At 72.6% G+C, this 15,794-nt stretch carries 13 protein-coding genes; 5 read left to right on the top strand and 8 right to left on the bottom strand.

Annotated features, from left to right (window positions below; translation table 11 throughout):
• Positions 1-11: 11 nt before the first annotated feature.
• The 5 genes from AB4Z14_RS01510 to AB4Z14_RS01490 are packed head-to-tail and all read right to left on the bottom strand — an operon-like array spanning position 12 to position 4,884.
• Positions 12-1,385, bottom strand: coding sequence for an MFS transporter (locus AB4Z14_RS01510; RefSeq protein WP_442273607.1), 1,374 nt, complete (start codon positions 1,383-1,385; stop codon positions 12-14).
• 57 nt (positions 1,386-1,442) lie between these two features.
• Complete coding sequence (locus AB4Z14_RS01505) at positions 1,443-2,318, bottom strand: EamA family transporter (protein ID WP_442273606.1); 876 nt, start codon at positions 2,316-2,318, stop codon at positions 1,443-1,445.
• On the bottom strand, positions 2,315-3,109 hold the full coding sequence (locus AB4Z14_RS01500; RefSeq protein WP_442273605.1) for a C40 family peptidase: 795 nt from the start codon (positions 3,107-3,109) through the stop codon (positions 2,315-2,317). Before AB4Z14_RS01500 ends, AB4Z14_RS01505 begins: the two co-directional genes overlap by 4 nt.
• 33 nt (positions 3,110-3,142) lie before the next feature.
• Positions 3,143-3,706 (bottom strand): hypothetical protein, encoded by a 564-nt coding sequence (locus AB4Z14_RS01495; RefSeq protein ID WP_442273604.1) that lies wholly within the window; start codon positions 3,704-3,706, stop codon positions 3,143-3,145.
• Positions 3,706-4,884 carry a C39 family peptidase gene (locus AB4Z14_RS01490; protein WP_442273603.1) on the bottom strand — a complete coding sequence of 393 codons (1,179 nt, stop codon included), beginning with the start codon at positions 4,882-4,884 and terminating at the stop codon, positions 3,706-3,708. Before AB4Z14_RS01490 ends, AB4Z14_RS01495 begins: the two co-directional genes overlap by 1 nt.
• A gap of 138 nt (positions 4,885-5,022) precedes the next feature.
• Here AB4Z14_RS01490 and AB4Z14_RS01485 point away from each other — a divergent pair, with 138 nt between their 5' ends.
• The 3 genes from AB4Z14_RS01485 to AB4Z14_RS01475 all read left to right on the top strand — a co-directional run bounded on the left by AB4Z14_RS01485 (position 5,023) and on the right by AB4Z14_RS01475 (position 8,599).
• Entirely contained in the window at positions 5,023-5,340 is a 318-nt protein-coding gene (locus tag AB4Z14_RS01485; RefSeq protein WP_442273602.1) for a hypothetical protein, read from the top strand.
• 177 nt (positions 5,341-5,517) lie between these two features.
• Positions 5,518-7,176, top strand: coding sequence for an FAD-dependent oxidoreductase (locus AB4Z14_RS01480; RefSeq protein WP_442273601.1), 1,659 nt, complete (start codon positions 5,518-5,520; stop codon positions 7,174-7,176).
• A 19-nt stretch (positions 7,177-7,195) separates the two neighbouring features.
• Positions 7,196-8,599, top strand: a complete 1,404-nt coding sequence (locus AB4Z14_RS01475; protein WP_442273600.1) for an ATP-binding protein — start codon at positions 7,196-7,198, stop codon at positions 8,597-8,599.
• An 85-nt stretch (positions 8,600-8,684) separates the two neighbouring features.
• Here AB4Z14_RS01475 and AB4Z14_RS01470 read toward each other — a convergent pair whose 3' ends face one another.
• From AB4Z14_RS01470 to AB4Z14_RS01460, 3 genes are read right to left on the bottom strand one after another with little or no spacing between them, the layout of a single operon-like run.
• Entirely contained in the window at positions 8,685-9,371 is a 687-nt protein-coding gene (locus AB4Z14_RS01470) for an MBL fold metallo-hydrolase (protein ID WP_442273599.1), read from the bottom strand.
• A gap of 2 nt (positions 9,372-9,373) precedes the next feature.
• Positions 9,374-10,075, bottom strand: a complete 702-nt coding sequence (locus AB4Z14_RS01465; protein WP_442273598.1) for a maleylpyruvate isomerase family mycothiol-dependent enzyme — start codon at positions 10,073-10,075, stop codon at positions 9,374-9,376.
• Positions 10,072-11,922 carry a glycoside hydrolase family 15 protein gene (locus tag AB4Z14_RS01460; protein WP_442273597.1) on the bottom strand — a complete coding sequence of 617 codons (1,851 nt, stop codon included), beginning with the start codon at positions 11,920-11,922 and terminating at the stop codon, positions 10,072-10,074. The genes AB4Z14_RS01465 and AB4Z14_RS01460 overlap by 4 nt, the downstream gene beginning before the upstream one ends.
• 127 nt (positions 11,923-12,049) lie before the next feature.
• Between AB4Z14_RS01460 and uvrA the strand changes: the two genes are divergently transcribed.
• Together uvrA and AB4Z14_RS01450 are read left to right on the top strand one after the other, a co-directional pair.
• The gene (uvrA, locus tag AB4Z14_RS01455) at positions 12,050-15,217 is read left to right on the top strand and encodes an excinuclease ABC subunit UvrA (protein ID WP_442273596.1); all 3,168 of its coding nucleotides are present in this window, start codon (positions 12,050-12,052) and stop codon (positions 15,215-15,217) included.
• Positions 15,214-15,777, top strand: coding sequence for a Rieske (2Fe-2S) protein (locus tag AB4Z14_RS01450; RefSeq protein ID WP_442273595.1), 564 nt, complete (start codon positions 15,214-15,216; stop codon positions 15,775-15,777). Before uvrA ends, AB4Z14_RS01450 begins: the two co-directional genes overlap by 4 nt.
• The last annotated feature ends 17 nt before the right edge of the window (positions 15,778-15,794 follow it).

The raw sequence follows: 15,794 nt of genomic DNA, 5'->3' as shown, positions 1-15,794 counted from the left end.
GCCCGGAGTCGTCAGCGGACGCGGTGCGCGACGCCCCATCCGAGCAGGGCTGGGACGGCCATGACGGCGAAGACGGCGGCATACGCCCCGGGGACGGCCGAGCCGGCCCCGACGAAGACGATGGCCGAGAGGGCGATCGCCGTCGCGGCCCCCGACGAGTCGCCGATCTGCAGGGCCGAGCTGACGAAGCCCTGCTCGGTGGACCCGGCGCGCGAGAGAGCCTGGGCCGTCACGCGCGGGTAGAGGGTCCCGATCCCGAGGCCGACGACGGGGAAGAGCGCGATGACGGCCCACGTCGGCGCGTCGAGTGCCACGGCACCGGCGAGTGCGAGGAGGGCGAGGGCGATCGCGGCGAGGGAGACGGCTGCGGTGCGACCGATCTCGAAACGGCGGTCCCAACGGCCCTGGACCCACGACCCGGCGAACCACGTGACACCCGTGACGGTGAGGGCGACGCCGGCGAGGCTGGGGCTGAGGCCGTCGCGTTCGGTCAGCAGGCGCGGCAGGTAGACCTCGGCGCCGCTGAACGCGGCGAAGGCGAGGGCACGCAGCGCGACGTCGGTCGGCAGCCCCCGTGCGGCCCGCAACGTCCCCCGCGGCGTGAGCGGCAGCAGGGTGAGGCCCACGACGACGAGGGCGATCACGGCAAGGGTGATGCCCCACGGGTCGAGCCGGTCGGCGACCGCGTTGAGACCGAGCACGGCGACGGCGAGCACGACCGACGCGGCGATCGACCGCCACCGCCACGGCACGTCCACGACGTCCTGCCGCAGTCCCGTGATGATGCGGCCGAGCAGCACGGCCGCCACGACGAGGACGACGAGGGCCAGCCCGAAGACCCAGCGCCAGCCGATCGTCTGGGTGATGAGACCGGCCACGAAGGGCCCGGCGATCGACGGCACGACCCAGGCGGCCGAGAAGCCGGCGAGGATCGCCGTGTGCAGCCGCTGCGGGTAGACCCGGGTCACGAGGACGTAGAGCGCGGTGCTCGTCATGCCTGCCCCGAGGCCCTGCACGACACGGGCCGCCACGAGCAGTCCCATCGACGGAGCCAGACCCGCGACGACGAGACCGGCGGCGAAGAGCACCAGCCCGATGAGCAGGGGCGGCCGGGGTCCGCGACGGTCGGCGAGGTTGCCGGACCACACGATGCTGACGATCCCCGACGCGAGCGTGGCCGTGAAGGCCATGGCATACAGGGCCGCGCCGTCGAGATCGCGGGCGATCGTCGGCATGACGGTCGTCAGGGCGAGTGCCTCGAAGGCGTGCAGGGAGACGAGGGCGATGACGCCGATGGTCGTGGCCCGCAGCGCGGGGGCCAGGATGCCGCCGCCTGCGTCGGGGACGGCCGCGTCGGTGTCAGGGCGCATCGTGCTCGAGGTCATCCGGCGACGGTAGGACCTCACGTGGACTTGAGGTCAAGCGGAAGATGCCGTGGCCCATCAGCCCGGGCCCATCGCGGCGTCCGGTGACTCGGGACGCGACTGGGCGCCGAGGACGATGACGCTGGCGAGGACGACGAGCGCCATACCGGCCACCTGCCCTCGGTCGAGCACCTGGTCGAGGACGACGAAACCCGCGAGGGCCGCGACGACGGGCTCGAGGCTGAGCAGGATGCCGAACACCCGTTGCGCGAGATGGCGCAGGGCGACGAGCTCGAGGGAGTAGGGCAGCACGGAGGACAGGACGGCGATGCCGAGACCGAGCGCGACGTCCTGCGGCGTCCAGCGGTCGACGGACGTCAGCCCGAGCGGCGCGACCGCGACCGTCGACACGATGAGGGCGAGGGCGAGCCCGTCGAGCCCCCCGAAGGCCTTCCCGGTGCGCTGGCTGAGGACGATGTAGGCCGCCCAGAAGACGCCCGCGAGCGCCGCGAAACCGACGCCCACGAGGTCGAGCCGGTCCCACGACGTGTGCAGCACGCCGGAGACGAGCACGACGCCGAGGGCTGCCGCGGCGACCGCCAGGACGTCCCGCGGCCGACGGCTCAGCGCGGCCGCGAGGCCCAGCGGGCCGAGGAACTCGATCGTCACGGCCACACCGATGGGCAGGTGGGCCAGGGAGGCGTAGAACGAGGTGTTCATCGCCGCGAGCGCCAGCCCGAAGAGCACGACGGTGCCCCAGTCGGACCGGCTGCGACCGCGCCACGAAGGCCGCGCGACGGCATACAGGATGACCATCGCGAAGAAGAGGCGCAGCAGCACCGAGCCGGGCGCCCCGATGCGGGGGACGAGCGTGGCGGCGAAGGCGCCACCGAACTGGACGGAGACGACACCGCCGAGGACGAGCAGGGGAGCGCTGCGGTGGTCGACGCTCACGGCATCGGCAGGCGCCCGGCGGCGACGAGGGTGGCGAGGCGCTCGGCGGGCAGGTCCTCCTCGACGAGCACACCTCCGGTCTCCGAGGCGTGGACCATCCGCCCGGGTCGCACGACGATGCCAACGTGGTGGATCCGCCTGCCCGGCCGGGCGAAGAAGTAGAGGTCGCCCGCCTGCACGGCGTCGACCGCGACCGACGTCGCGAGCTCCGCCTGGGCGTACGCGTCGCGGGCCACGACGACGCCGAGGAGGCGCCACGTGTGCAGCACGAGTCCAGAGCAGTCGAAGCCGAGGGGGGACACGCCGGACCACAGGTAGGGCAGCCCGAGGTGGCGGCGGGCCTCGGCGACGGACGGGTGGTTGTCGTCACCGTCCGCCCCGGCGGACGCGTCGATGACGGGCGTCGGCCCCTCCACGAGGGTCTCGGCCGCCGGCGTCAGGTGCGCCGAGGGCACCCACCCCGGGTAGCCGCGGTCGTCCTTGGGGGAGAGCTGCCACGGTGCAACGACGTGGGACCACGTGCCCGACTCGTTGGTCTCGGTCACGACGACGGGCTCTCCGGCCAGCAGCTGCGACTCGACCCGGCCGTGCAGGCCGAGCCTTCCGTCGCCGGACTCGTCGTCGGCGGAACGTGCGTCGAGCGCGGCGAGCCACGCCGCGGCATCGGGCTCGTCGGCGACGACGGGCGCGTCGACGGGGCGCGGGCTCCCCGGGCTGGACCAGACCGTCGTCACGGGGACGCGGACGAGGTGGGTGGCGGTGACGGCGTGGACGGCGACGGACGAGCTCACGCCGTCATCCTCGCACCCGGCTCCGGGCCTTGCTCAGGCCGGCCAGGCGCTGGACCCTGCGACGTGCACGGGCCGACCGTCGACGGTCACCTCCCACACGAGGTGCTCCGGTGTCCGCTCCCACGTGAGGACCGGCTCGGCCGTGCGGGCGCCCTCGCCGGCACCGGTGGCGGCCATCGCCGTGGCGGTGATGGTCGTCGGGTCGGTCCAGAGGAGCGCCGGCGGGCACGACTCGAGGTCGCCCTCGTGACGCTGGAACGTCGACCACCGGCGTACGCGTGCAGCTGGCTCGCGGACGTAGGCGCCGTCCGTGCGTGGCGGAGTCGTCGCGACGTCGACGAGCGCGAAACCGACGAGGCGCTCGCCGGTGGTGACGGGCACGAACCACCGGCCGACCTCGGCCACGGGGTCGGCCGACGCGCCTGGCGGAGCCGGTGCCCGGACCGGCACCGGGCGGCCGACGACGCCCCGGCGGTGCACGAGTGGACCGACCCGGGTCGCGTCCGCGACGAGCTGCTGGGTCGCCCCCCGGGCGCGATCGGCGAGACCCGACCCGTCGTCGGGTGTCTCGCCCGGCCGGTCGGCGTCGCGCTCCATCAGACCAGTGTGACCTGCGCGGTGAAGGTGCGGCGGTAGGTCGTCACGTCGAAGTTCTCCCACCGCGTCACGACGCCGGAGCTCGGCGGCCACGGGTCGAAGACGGTGAGCCCGCGGTCCGTGGCCGTCAGCATCAGCCACCCCGTCTCGGAGTAGCCGACGACGGTGCGCGAGTGGCCCGGCACGAAGCTGACGAGCGGCCGGTTGGCGTTGATCTCGTTGACGAAACGCGAGAACGGGTTCGTCGTGAACATCGTCGCGTCGAGCGCGTTGCCGCTGAGCCGCTCGAGGACCGTGACGACGAGTGCATCGTTCGCGTAGGGCAGACCCGTCGGGCTCGACGGCGTGCCGAGACCGAGCTCGGCGGCGACCCGCACCTGGTCGTACTCATAGCGGTAGAAGTCGAGCACCATCTGCACGCTCGCCGCGACGCACCACACGTTCGTCTGCTGGCCCCGCAGCTCGTAGCAGACCTGGTGGTCGCTGTTGCGCGTGCCGTAGTGAAGGTCCCGGCGCCGCGTGCGCAGCAGGATGTCGACGGTGTCGACGACGGAGACCGTGAAGCGGTCCCGGTCGAGGCGCTCGACGAGCCGCGACAGCTCGCCGACCGCGGTGTCGTAGCGCGCGGCCCGGGACTCGCGAGCCTTCGCGGTGAGGCTGCCGAGGAAGGACCAGCGCTCGAAGTCGGCCGGCGGCGCGCCGCGCTCGCGCTTGCTCGCCGGCGGCACGACCTCCCACGTGTGCAGCTCGAGCATCGCGACCTCGCTCCCCTCGCGGAGGAGCTGGAGGGCGAGCTTCGGGTGGCTGTAGTCCACGAAGCGCACCTCGTCGACCTCCACCTGCGTGCCGTCGTTCTGCTTGGCGAGCACCTCGAGGGCCTGTTCGACGAGGCGCTCGGGCTCCCAGACGGCATCGGGCGAGGCGGCGACGAGGACGGCGCCCATCGCGGGGCTCGCCGCGACGTCGAGGTAGCCACGAGCCTTCCTGCCCCCGAGACGGGCCCGCCAGAAGAGGACGTCTCCCGACAGGTCGTGCACCGGGGTCGCTGCCGACTCGACCTCCGCGCCCGAGATCGAGCGCGGGAGCGCGTCGACGCTGAGCAGCAGGCTGGCGTGGGTGGCGGCGAGCGCGACGTAGCGCTCGGACTCCTGGCTGACGACAGGGGTGGTGACGGACATGGGTGACTCCTTCGCACGGTTGCCGGTCAGTGGCCGGCGGTCCGCTGCCTGATACCTCCCTGTCTCTTCCCTCACGAATCGGTGTGGACCTCGGTGAGGTACTGGTCCGCGGGCTCCCGGAGCCGTACCGTCAGGAGTATGGAAGAGCGAATCACCCTCGAGGGATTCGATCCCCCGAAGAACCGCCGTCACGGCCCCGACGGCGACCTCGTCGACGTCCAGGGCTGGCTCCACGCCCCCGTCGACTGGATCGGTGGCCCCCGCCTGGAGCGCGCCTGGCGCGAACGCCACGGCCGCTCGCGCCTCGGCGTCGGCCTCTCCGTCGCGGGCAACCCGCGCCGCCACATCCTGCTGACCAACGTCCCGCCGGACCTCGACTTCCTCCGGTCCGAGCTCGAGTCGCTCATCGCGGAGTTCGACCCCGACGCGACGTCGGACCTCGAGGACGCCCAGTAGCCGGACGCCCCGTGGCCGCGACACCGGGCGTCGCCCGACGCGGCCGCCGGTCCCGGTTCGCCTGTGCCCGGTTCGTGACACCCTGCCCCGGTCCGCCCGTCTCGTCCCGCTCACCTCGACGGGGTGAACCGCCCCAACTCGCCCCCGCACGCCGGATCCCGCTCGTACGCTGAGCGCGTGGCGAGACCCGCGATCATCACCGTGGACGACGACGCGCCGGTCTCGGCCGCGATCGCCAGGGACCTGCGGGCCCGCTACGGCGCCGAGCACCGCATCCTGCGCGCCTCCTCGGGGGCCGAGGCGCTCGACCTCGTGGCCCGTCTCGTCCTGCGCGGCCAGCCCCTCGCGCTCGTCGCGTCCGACCAGCGGATGCCCGGCATGACGGGCATCGAGCTGCTGGCCCGGGTGCGGGTCGACGTCCCGGACGCCAAGCTTTTGCTGCTCACGGCGTACGCCGACACGGACGTCGCGATCTCGGCCATCAACGACATCGGGCTCGACCACTACCTCCTCAAGCCGTGGGACCCCCCGGAGGACCGGCTCTACCCCGTCGTCGACGACCTGCTCTCCGACTGGCACAACGCCCACCCGGAGCGCGCGTTCGACGTCCGCGTCGTGGGCCACCGGTGGTCCGAGGCGAGCCACCTCGTCAAGACGTTCCTCGCCAACAACCACGTGCCGTACGTCTGGCTCGACGTGGAGCGCGACGAGGAGGGGGCTCGCCTGCGCGACCTCGCGGGCGCCGGGCCGGAGGACCTCCCCCTCGTCCTCGTCCCCGACGGCGACACCCTCCGCGCCCCGACACCGGTCGCCGTCGCGACGGCCCTGGGGCTGCGCACGCGGGCCGAGCGCGCCCTCTACGACCTCTGCATCGTCGGCGGCGGACCGGCAGGGCTCGCCGCCGCGGTCTACGCCGCGTCCGAGGGCCTGAGCACCGTGGTCGTCGAGCACGACGCCCCCGGCGGGCAGGCCGGGCAGAGCGCGGCGATCGAGAACTACCTCGGCTTCCCGCGTGGCCTCTCCGGTGCCGACCTCGCGCAGCGGGCGATCGCGCAGGCCCGCCGCTTCGGCGCCGAGATGGTGCTCGCCCGGGACGTCATGGCGCTCGAGCAGCGCGGACCGGTCCGTGCCGTCCGCCTCGACGGAGCCGACGACATCGAGGCGCGTAGCGTCGTCCTCGCGACCGGCGTGTCCTACCGACGCCTCGAGGCCCGTGGCGTCGACGCCCTCTCGGGACGTGGCGTGCACTACGGGTCCAACGCCGGCCAGGCGGCGGCGTGTGCGGGGGACGAGGTCTACGTCGTCGGCGCCGCCAACTCGGCCGGCCAGGCGGTGCTCAACCTCGCCCGCCACGCCAGGCGCGTCACCCTCGTCGTCCGCGGCGAGTCGCTCGAGGCGAGCATGTCGCAGTACCTCGTCACGCGGATCCGCGCCGACGAGCGCATCCGCGTCCTGTGTCGCACCGAGGTCGTCGGCGCGGACGGCGACGGCCACCTGGAGCGGCTGACCCTCTCGGACCGGCACACCGGCGCCACGACGGAGGTCGAGGCCGCCTGGCTCTTCATCTACATCGGCGCGTCGCCGCGCACCGACTGGCTCGGCGCCGACGTCGCACGTGACGAGCACGGCTTCGTCGTCACCGGCCACGACCTCGTCACCGGGCAGCAGGCGCACGGCTGGCCACTGGCCCGCCCGCCGTTCGCCCTGGAGACGAGCCTGCCGGGGGTCTTCGCGGCGGGCGACGTGCGCTCGGACTCGATGAAGCGCGTCGCCTCCGCCGTCGGCGAGGGCTCGATGTCGGTCTACTTCGTCCACCGCTACCTCGCCACGATCTGACCGGCAGACGGGACCCGCGATGCTCGAGCTCTCCGACCTCCGCACGGTGCCGCTCTTCGACGGACTGGACGACGACCAGCTGCTGCAGCTGCTCGACGGCGGCGCCGAGGTGCCGATCGTCCCCGGCGAGGTGGTCTGGCTGGAGGGTGACCGAGCCGACTTCTGGTGGGTCGTCGTCGACGGGACGCTCGACCTCTCGCGCCACATCGGGCGAGAGGACGTCGTCGTCGGCCACATGGACGTCCCGGGTCGCTGGGCCGGTGGGTTCCGGGCCTGGGACGAGCACGGGGTCTACCTCGCGACGGCCCGTGGCGTCGCGCCCGGGCGGCTGCTGCGGGTCCCGGCCGAGCGCCTCCACGAGCTCGCGAACGTGTGGTTCCCCTTCGCCGCGCACCTCGTCGCCGGCCTCTACGGCACGGCGCGGTCGATCGAGGCGACGGCCCGCCAGCGCAGCGGGCTCGTCACGCTCGGGACGCTCGCGGCCGGGCTGGCCCACGAGATCAACAACCCCGCGGCTGCCGCGGCCCGGTCGTCCGCCGAGCTGGAGCACGCCTGCGACGGTCTGCTCGACGCCCTGCGCCAGATGGCGTCGGCCGGTCTGACCGCGACCCAGTTCGGTGAGCTCGACGCGCTGCGCCGCGAGCTCGTGCCGCCGACGACGTTGCCCGACCCGCTCGAGACGGCCGACCGCGAGGAGGACCTGGGGGAGTGGCTCGACCGGGCCGGGGTCGAGCGGCCGTGGGAGCTCGCCGCGTCCCTCGTCTCCGCCGGCGCCGACGTCGGCTGGGTCGAGCGGGCCGCCGCCGCGGCACCGTCCCACGGGCTCGGCGCCTGTCTCGGCTGGGTGGCTCGCACCATCGACGTCTCCTCGCTCCTCGGCGAGGTGCGCGAGTCGACCCGCCGCGTGTCCGAGCTCGTCGCCGGCATCAAGTCCTACTCGCAGATGGACCGCGCCTCGCACCAGCGGGTCGACGTCCGAGAGGGGCTCGAGAGCACCCTGCTCGTCATGGGTCCTCGGCTCCGTCCGGGCATCACGGTGGTGCGCGACTGGGGCGCTGACGTGCCGCTCGTCGACGGGATGCCGGGCGAGCTCAACCAGGTCTGGACCAACCTCGTCGACAACGCCGTGGACGCCATGGACGGCGCCGGCACCCTCACCGTCACGACGCGCCTCGACGCGGAGTCCGTCGTCGTCGAGGTCGCGGACACCGGCGCGGGGATGAGCCCGGAGGTGCAGCAGCGCGCGTTCGAGGCGTTCTACACCACCAAGGACGTCGGCCGCGGGACCGGCCTCGGCCTCGACATCGCCCACCGCATCGTCGTCGATCGCCACGGCGGGGCGATCGAGATCGAGTCCCGGCCGGGCGACACCCGCATGCGCGTGCGCCTCCCGGTCCACGCCGCCCACGCTCCCGCGCCCTGACCACCGGCCCGGCCGGACGGCATACGCCATCGCGTCGTCAGCGGGTGGTCACCGAGGGCGTGTGCCGTCCCGCCGGGTCAGGCGGTCACCAGCCGCGGGCGCGCCACTCGCCCAGGTGCGGCCGCTCCGCGCCGAGGGTGGAGTCGTCGCCGTGGCCGGGGTAGAACCACGTGTCGTCGTCGTAGACGTCGAAGACACGGGTCGTGACGTCCTCGATGAGCGAGTCGAAGCTCTGCCCGGGGTTCTTCGTGTTGCCGATGCCGCCGGGGAAGAGGCTGTCGCCGGTGAAGAGGTGGGTGTGCCCGCCCGGCGCGGGGTCGGCGTAGGCGAGCGCGATCGACCCCGGCGTGTGTCCCCGCAGGTGGACGACGTCGAGGGTCACGTCGCCGACGGACACGGTGTCGGACTGGCCGACGCGCTCGTCGACCGGCACGGGCAGCGCGTCAGCGTCGTCGGCGCCGGCGACGGTGCGGGCGCCCGTCGCCGCGACGACCTCGGCGAGCGCACCGACGTGGTCGTGGTGCTGGTGCGTCGTGACGACGGTGTCGAGGCCACCGCCTCCGGTGGACACGAGGTCGAGCAGTCGCTCGGGCTCCGCCGCCGCGTCGACGAGCAGCTGTGCCCCGGTGGCGCGACAGGTCAGCAGGTAGGCGTTGTTGCCGAAGCCGCCGACCTCGAGCTTGCGGATCGTGAGGTCGGGCAGCTCCCGGACGCCGGCCGGCCCGCCCGCGGTGACGTGACCGGAGTAGGCGTCATGAGGCGTGTGCGTCATCGTCAGCCTCCGAAGGGCAGGGTCGGGACGGGGCCGTCGAAGGTCACGCCGTCGGTGTGTCCGCGGGCGAGCCACAGCAGCACGTCGGCGGCTGACCCGGTCACCCGCGTCGCACCGTCACCGATGACGTGCTCGTCGCCCTCGGCCGTCACGACGTGCAGCGACGGGGGAGCGTCGTCGTGCACGAGGCGGTTGGCGGCGTCGCGGAGGAAGAGCGACACGACCTCTGGCGGGGCGCTCGCGAAGGTGTAGCCGGCGTCGAGGTCGACGTGGTGGTAGACGACCTCGCGCAGCCGCATGAACGGGACCATCCCGACCGGGATCGGGAAGCCGCCCGGGGTGCGCTCGACGCGGACCTCGGCGTGCTCGGGGCGGAGGGCCTCGAGCCGCTCGGCGAGGCGGGCCGCCGTGTCGCGGATGTCGGTCGCGTGGTCGTGCGCCGACCGTCGGGCGCCGCGCTCGATGTCGGTGTCACGCGACTCGACGTCGTCGTACATCGTGTCGGCGGTGCCGGTCAGCGCGACGTCGCACACGCGCGCGAGGGCGTCGGCGTTGCGAGCGAGGTGCGCGAGCACGTGACCGCGCGACCAGCCCGCGCAGAGCGACGGCGCGAGCACCGCGTCGTTGCGGAAGGAGGCCGCGGTCGAGGCGACCCTGTCGGTCTCGGCCGCGACGAGCGCGGGTGTCACGTCGGCGTGCCTCATGCCGTGGCCCTCCCGGGTTGCTTCTCCGTCTCCGAGTCGGACGCCGCGCCCGAGGCCTTGGCGAGGGCGAGGGCGGCGCCGACGAGCGTCAGGTGCGAGAACGCCTGCGGGAAGTTGCCCACCATGCGCTTCGCGATCGGGTCGTACTCCTCTGAGAGCAGTCCGACGTCGTTGGTCAGGCCCACGAGCCGGTCCATCAGCTCGGTGGCCTCCGTCGTCATACCCGCCTTCGCGTAGGCGGTCACGAGCCAGAAGGAGCACGCCAGGAAGGGGTGCTCGTCGCCCGCGAGACCGTCGACCCCCGTGTCGGTGCGGTAGCGCATGACGAGTCCCTCGCGCAGCAGGTCGGACTCGACGGCGGCGATGGTGCCGAGCATCCGCGGGTCGTCACCGTCGACGAAGCCGATCGACGAGAGCGTGAGCAGGGACGCGTCAACCTCGGTGGTGTCGTAGTGCTGGACGAAGGTGTTGCGCTCGGTGTCGAAGCCCTTCGTCATGACCTCCTCGCGCACCTGGTCGCGCAGCTCGCGCCAGTGCTCGACGGGCCCCTCGACGCCGTGCTGCTCGACGGCGCGGATCGCCCGGTCGAAGGCGGCCCACACCATGACGCGCGAGTGGGTGAAGTGCCGCAGCGGGCCCCGGATCTCCCAGAGGCCGTTGTCGGCCTCCTCCCAGTGCTGGGCGAGGTGGTTGACGAGCGCCCGCTGCAGGTGCCAGGAGTCGTCGTTCTCCTCGAGTCCCTTCGACCGCGCGTGGTCGAGCGAGATCATCACCTCGCCGAGCACGTCGGTCTGGCGCTGCTCGACGGCCGCGTTGCCGACGCGCACGGGGCGCGACCCGGCATACCCGGGCAGGTGCTCGAGCACCCGCTCGGGGAGGTCACGGCCGCCGTCGACGCGGTACATGATCTGCATGTCCTCGGGGTCACCGGCGACGGCGCGCAGCAGCCACGCCCGCCACAGCTCGGTCTCCTCGACGTAGCCGCAGCCGAGGAGGGCCTCCAGCGTCAGCGCGGCGTCGCGCAGCCAGCAGAAGCGGTAGTCCCAGTTGCGCTCGCCCCCGAACTCCTCCGGCAGCGACGTCGTGGCGGCGGCGACGATCCCACCGGTCGACTGGTGGGTCAGGCCGCGCAGCACGAGCAGCGAGCGCGTGACCGCGTCCTCGTAGGGGCCGGCGTAGTCGCTGCGGGAGGCGTACTCCTCGCTCAGGGCGATCGTCTCGTCGATCCGGGCGCGGACCCGCAGCGGCGGCGGAATCTCCTCGTGGCTGCGGAACCACGTCGTCGAGAAGGTGAACGTCTGCCCGGCGACGACGTCGAACTCGTCGACGTGGTGGCCGTCCTGGGCGTGGGGGAGCCGCGCGCCGCGCAGGACGAGCATGTCGGGGCCTGCGATGGCCGTGATGATCTCGTCGGTGTGGTCCTCGCGGTCCTCGGTGTGGCGCATCACCCACGGGCGGGTGCGGCCGTAGTTGAAGCGCACCGTCCACTCGTGGACCATCCGTACCGTGCCCTCGACGCCCTCGATGCGGCGCAGGAGGTCGGAGCGACCGTCGCCGAGCGGCATGACGTCGGTGACGCGGACCCGGCCGGTGGGCGTCTCGTGGATCGTCTCGAGGACGAACGAGTTGCCGACGTAGCGGCGGGTCGTGACCGCGTCCGGGTCGACCGGCGTGATGAGCCAGCGACCGTGGTCCGGCGTGCCGAGCAGCGCCGAGAAGCAGGCGCGCGAGTCGAAGCGGGGGAGGCACAGCCAGTCGACGGAGCCCTTGCGGCTCACGAGGGCGGCGGTGCCGAGGTCGCCGAGCACGGCGTAGTCCTCGATCGGGGTGGGCACGGGCTCACTCATGACTGCGAGTATGCCGTCCTGCCGGGTCCGGCGCGCCACGCGCCCGGGCGTGTGGCGGGGTGGGTACGTCCGAGTCATGTCCAGCCTTGAGCCGCCGATGGGGGGACTGTCGGTCACCCCACCTAGCATGTTGCGCGTGACTGCTACGCCCACCGGCAACGCCCATTCCCTCGTCGTCCGCGGCGCGCGCGAGCACAACCTGCGCGACGTGTCCGTCGACCTCCCACGCGACAGCCTCATCGTCTTCACCGGGCTCTCGGGGTCGGGCAAGTCGAGCCTCGCGTTCGACACGATCTTCGCGGAGGGGCAGCGTCGCTACGTCGAGTCGCTGTCGGCGTACGCCCGGCAGTTCCTCGGGCAGATGGACAAGCCCGACGTCGACTTCATCGAGGGGCTCTCGCCCGCGGTCTCCATCGACCAGAAGTCGACCAACCGCAACCCTCGCTCGACCGTAGGCACCATCACCGAGGTCTACGACTACCTGCGCCTGCTCTTCGCCCGCGCGGGCCGGCCGCACTGCCCCGTCTGCGGTGAGCCCGTCACCCGGCAGTCGCCGCAGCAGATCGTCGACCAGCTCCTGACCCTCGAGGACCGCACCCGCTTCCAGGTGCTCGCGCCCGTCGTGCAGGGCCGCAAGGGCGAGTTCGTCGACCTCTTCGCCGAGCTCCAGACGAAGGGCTTCTCGCGTGCCAGGGTCGACGGCGAGGTCGTGTCCCTCGCCGAGCCCCCCGCCCTCGAGAAGCAGAAGAAGCACACGATCGAGGTCGTCGTCGACCGCCTCGTCGCCAAGGGCGACGACGCCGGCTCGAAGCGTCGCCTCACCGACTCCGTCGAGACGGCCCTCGGCCTCGCCGGCGGCGTGGTCATCATCGACTTCGTCGACCGCGACGCCAAGGACAAGGACCGCGAGCGCCGCTTCTCCGAGAAGATGGCCTGCCCCAACAACCACCCGCTCGGCATGGACGAGATCCAGCCGCGATCGTTCTCCTTCAACTCGCCGTTCGGCGCCTGCACCGAGTGCACCGGGATCGGCACCGAGCTCGAGGTCGACCCCGAGCTCGTCGTGCCCGACGACGACCTGTCGCTCGCCGAGGGCGCCATCGCCCCCTGGGCGCAGGGGTCGGGCTCGGCCGAGTACTTCCAGCGCGTCATGGGCGCGCTCGGCGAGGACATGAAGTTCTCGATGGACGCGCCGTTCCGGGCGCTGCCGGCCCGCGCCAAGGAGGCGCTGCTGCACGGCCAGAACTACAAGGTCCACGTCAAGTACAAGAACCGCTACGGCCGCGACCGCTCCTACACGACCGGCTTCGAGGGCGTCGTGCCCTTCATCAAGCGCCGCCACTCCGAGACCGACTCCGAGTGGAGCCGCGACCGCTACGAGGGCTTCATGCGCGAGGTCCCGTGCCCGGTCTGCAAGGGCGCGCGCCTCAAGCCCGAGTCCTTGGCCGTGCTCGTCGGTGGCAAGAACATCTCCGAGGTCTGCGGGCTCGCCATCAACGAGGCGGCCGGCTTCCTCGACACCGTCGACTTCACGGCGCGCGAGAAGCAGATCGCCGAGCGCGTCATCAAGGAGATCGACGCGCGGCTCGGCTTCCTGCTCGACGTCGGCCTCGACTACCTCTCGCTCGACCGCCCCGCCGGCACCCTGTCCGGTGGCGAGGCCCAGCGCATCCGGCTCGCGACCCAGATCGGCTCCGGCCTCGTCGGGGTGCTCTACGTCCTCGACGAGCCCTCGATCGGCCTGCACCAGCGCGACAACCACCGCCTCATCGAGACGCTGACGCGCCTGCGTGACCTCGGCAACACGCTCATCGTCGTCGAGCACGACGAGGACACCATCGCGACGGCCGACTGGGTCGTCGACATCGGCCCGGGTGCCGGTGAGCACGGCGGCCACGTCGTGCACTCCGGCACCGTCAAGGGACTGCTCGAGCATCCCGACTCGCTGACCGGCATGTACCTCTCGGGCCGTCGCGAGATCCCGTCTCCGGACGTGCGCCGCGGCCACGACGGGCGCCAGATCACCGTCAACGGCGCCCGCGAGAACAACCTCCAGAACGTCTCGGTGAACTTCCCGCTCGGCAACCTCGTGGCCGTCACCGGCGTGTCGGGCTCCGGCAAGTCGACGCTCGTCAACGACATCCTCTACAACGTCCTCGCCAACAAGCTCAACGGTGCCCGCCACGTGCCCGGACGGCACAAGTCCGTCACGGGCCTCGACCATCTCGACAAGGTCGTGCACGTCGACCAGAGCCCGATCGGGCGCACCCCCCGGTCGAACCCCGCGACCTACACCGGCGTCTTCGACAACATGCGCAAGCTCTTTGCCGAGACGACGGAGGCCAAGGTGCGCGGCTACCAGCCGGGCCGGTTCTCCTTCAACGTCAAGGGCGGCCGCTGTGACGCGTGCTCCGGCGACGGCACGATCAAGATCGAGATGAACTTCCTGCCCGACGTCTACGTCCCGTGCGAGGTGTGCCACGGGGCCCGGTACAACCGGGAGACGCTGGAGGTGCACTTCAAGGGCAAGACGATCGCGGACGTGCTCGACATGCCGATCGAGGAGGCCGCCACGTTCTTCGAGGCGGTCCCCGCGATCGCGCGTCACCTCAAGACCCTCAACGACGTCGGCCTGGGCTACGTGCGCCTCGGCCAGCCGGCGCCGACCCTCTCCGGTGGTGAGGCCCAGCGCGTCAAGCTCGCCAGCGAGCTGCAGAAGCGCTCCACCGGACGCACCATCTACGTCCTCGACGAGCCGACCACCGGCCTGCACTTCGAGGACATCCGCAAGCTCCTCGACGTGCTCCAGGGCCTCGTCGACAAGGGCAACACCGTCATCGTCATCGAGCACAACCTCGACGTCATCAAGAACGCCGACTGGATCATCGACATGGGGCCCGAGGGCGGCTCCGGCGGTGGCATGGTCATCGCGGAGGGCACGCCCGAGGACGTTGCCGAGGTGGCCGCCAGCCACACCGGGCGGTTCCTCAAGCCGATCCTCGAGCGGACGGCCCGCACGACGAGCCGCGGCCCGGCACGCACCCGCGCGAAGAAGGCCCCGGCCTCTGCGGGCGCGGCGGGCTCGGCCGGCTCACAGCGCGCTGACGGCGCGGGCACATCGACGGCGCGCACCGTGAAGGCACAGACGACGACGAAGGCAACGAAGGCAGCCACGGCACCGAAGGCGAGCGGACGCGCACGAGGAGGTGCCACCACCGCCGCTGCGAAGAAGACCACGTCGAGCACCACCGTGAGCAAGACGAGGTCGACCACGACCCGGAAGAGGAACGCATGACTGAGCGCACGCACTCCAGCACCACCGAGCCGACCAGCAGCACGAGCACCTCCGACACTCCGCCCACCGGCCCGTCCAGCGGCACCGCCGAGCCGAGCCTCGGCGACCGCATCTCCGTGCTCACCGACCGCCGCGGCGTCCTCCGGGTCGCCGGGGTCGTCGTCGGGGCCGGGGCACTCGCCGCCTGCAGCAGCCCGCCCGTCCCGACGGCTCCGGCCGAATCGGCGTCGAGCAGCGCTGCGGCGGCTCCGTCCTCCGGGGCGAGCTCGGCCGCCGCCGGTGGCACCCCGACGTCCGAGATCCCCGTCGGCGGCGGCAAGATCTTCGCGGACACCAAGACCGTCGTCACCCAGCCGGCGGCTGGCACGTTCAAGGCGTTCGACGCGGTGTGCCCCCACCAGGGCTGCACCGTCACCTCCGTCGAGGGCGGCCAGATCATCTGCCCCTGCCACCAGAGCCACTTCGACGCCACGACCGGCGACCGGGTGTCCGGCCCGGCGCCCACCGGCCTGACCGCCAAGACCATCACCGTCACCGGTGACACGTTCACCGTCAGCTGAGCGTCACCCGCTGTCGT

It is taken from the genome of Terrabacter sp. 2TAF16 (assembly GCF_052115065.1).
Classification (GTDB): Bacteria; Actinomycetota; Actinomycetes; order Actinomycetales; family Dermatophilaceae; genus Terrabacter.
Note: the sequence above shows the minus strand (reverse complement) of the source record. Positions and strands in the feature narration are given on the sequence as shown.

Bases quoted from the DNA above. Each gene is read 5' to 3' on its own strand.
- AB4Z14_RS01510 (WP_442273607.1), bottom strand. From the start codon at position 1,385: ATGACCTCGAGCACGATGCGCCCTGACACCGACGCGGCCGTCCCCGAC.
- AB4Z14_RS01460 (WP_442273597.1), bottom strand. From the start codon at position 11,922: ATGAGTGAGCCCGTGCCCACCCCGATCGAGGACTACGCCGTGCTCGGC.
- AB4Z14_RS01470 (WP_442273599.1), bottom strand. From the start codon at position 9,371: ATGACGCACACGCCTCATGACGCCTACTCCGGTCACGTCACCGCGGGC.
- AB4Z14_RS01490 (WP_442273603.1), bottom strand. From the start codon at position 4,884: ATGTCCGTCACCACCCCTGTCGTCAGCCAGGAGTCCGAGCGCTACGTC.
- AB4Z14_RS01475 (WP_442273600.1), top strand. From the start codon at position 7,196: ATGCTCGAGCTCTCCGACCTCCGCACGGTGCCGCTCTTCGACGGACTG.
- AB4Z14_RS01450 (WP_442273595.1), top strand. From the start codon at position 15,214: ATGACTGAGCGCACGCACTCCAGCACCACCGAGCCGACCAGCAGCACG.
- AB4Z14_RS01495 (WP_442273604.1), bottom strand. From the start codon at position 3,706: ATGGAGCGCGACGCCGACCGGCCGGGCGAGACACCCGACGACGGGTCG.
- uvrA (WP_442273596.1), top strand. From the start codon at position 12,050: ATGTTGCGCGTGACTGCTACGCCCACCGGCAACGCCCATTCCCTCGTC.
- AB4Z14_RS01485 (WP_442273602.1), top strand. From the start codon at position 5,023: ATGGAAGAGCGAATCACCCTCGAGGGATTCGATCCCCCGAAGAACCGC.
- AB4Z14_RS01465 (WP_442273598.1), bottom strand. From the start codon at position 10,075: ATGAGGCACGCCGACGTGACACCCGCGCTCGTCGCGGCCGAGACCGAC.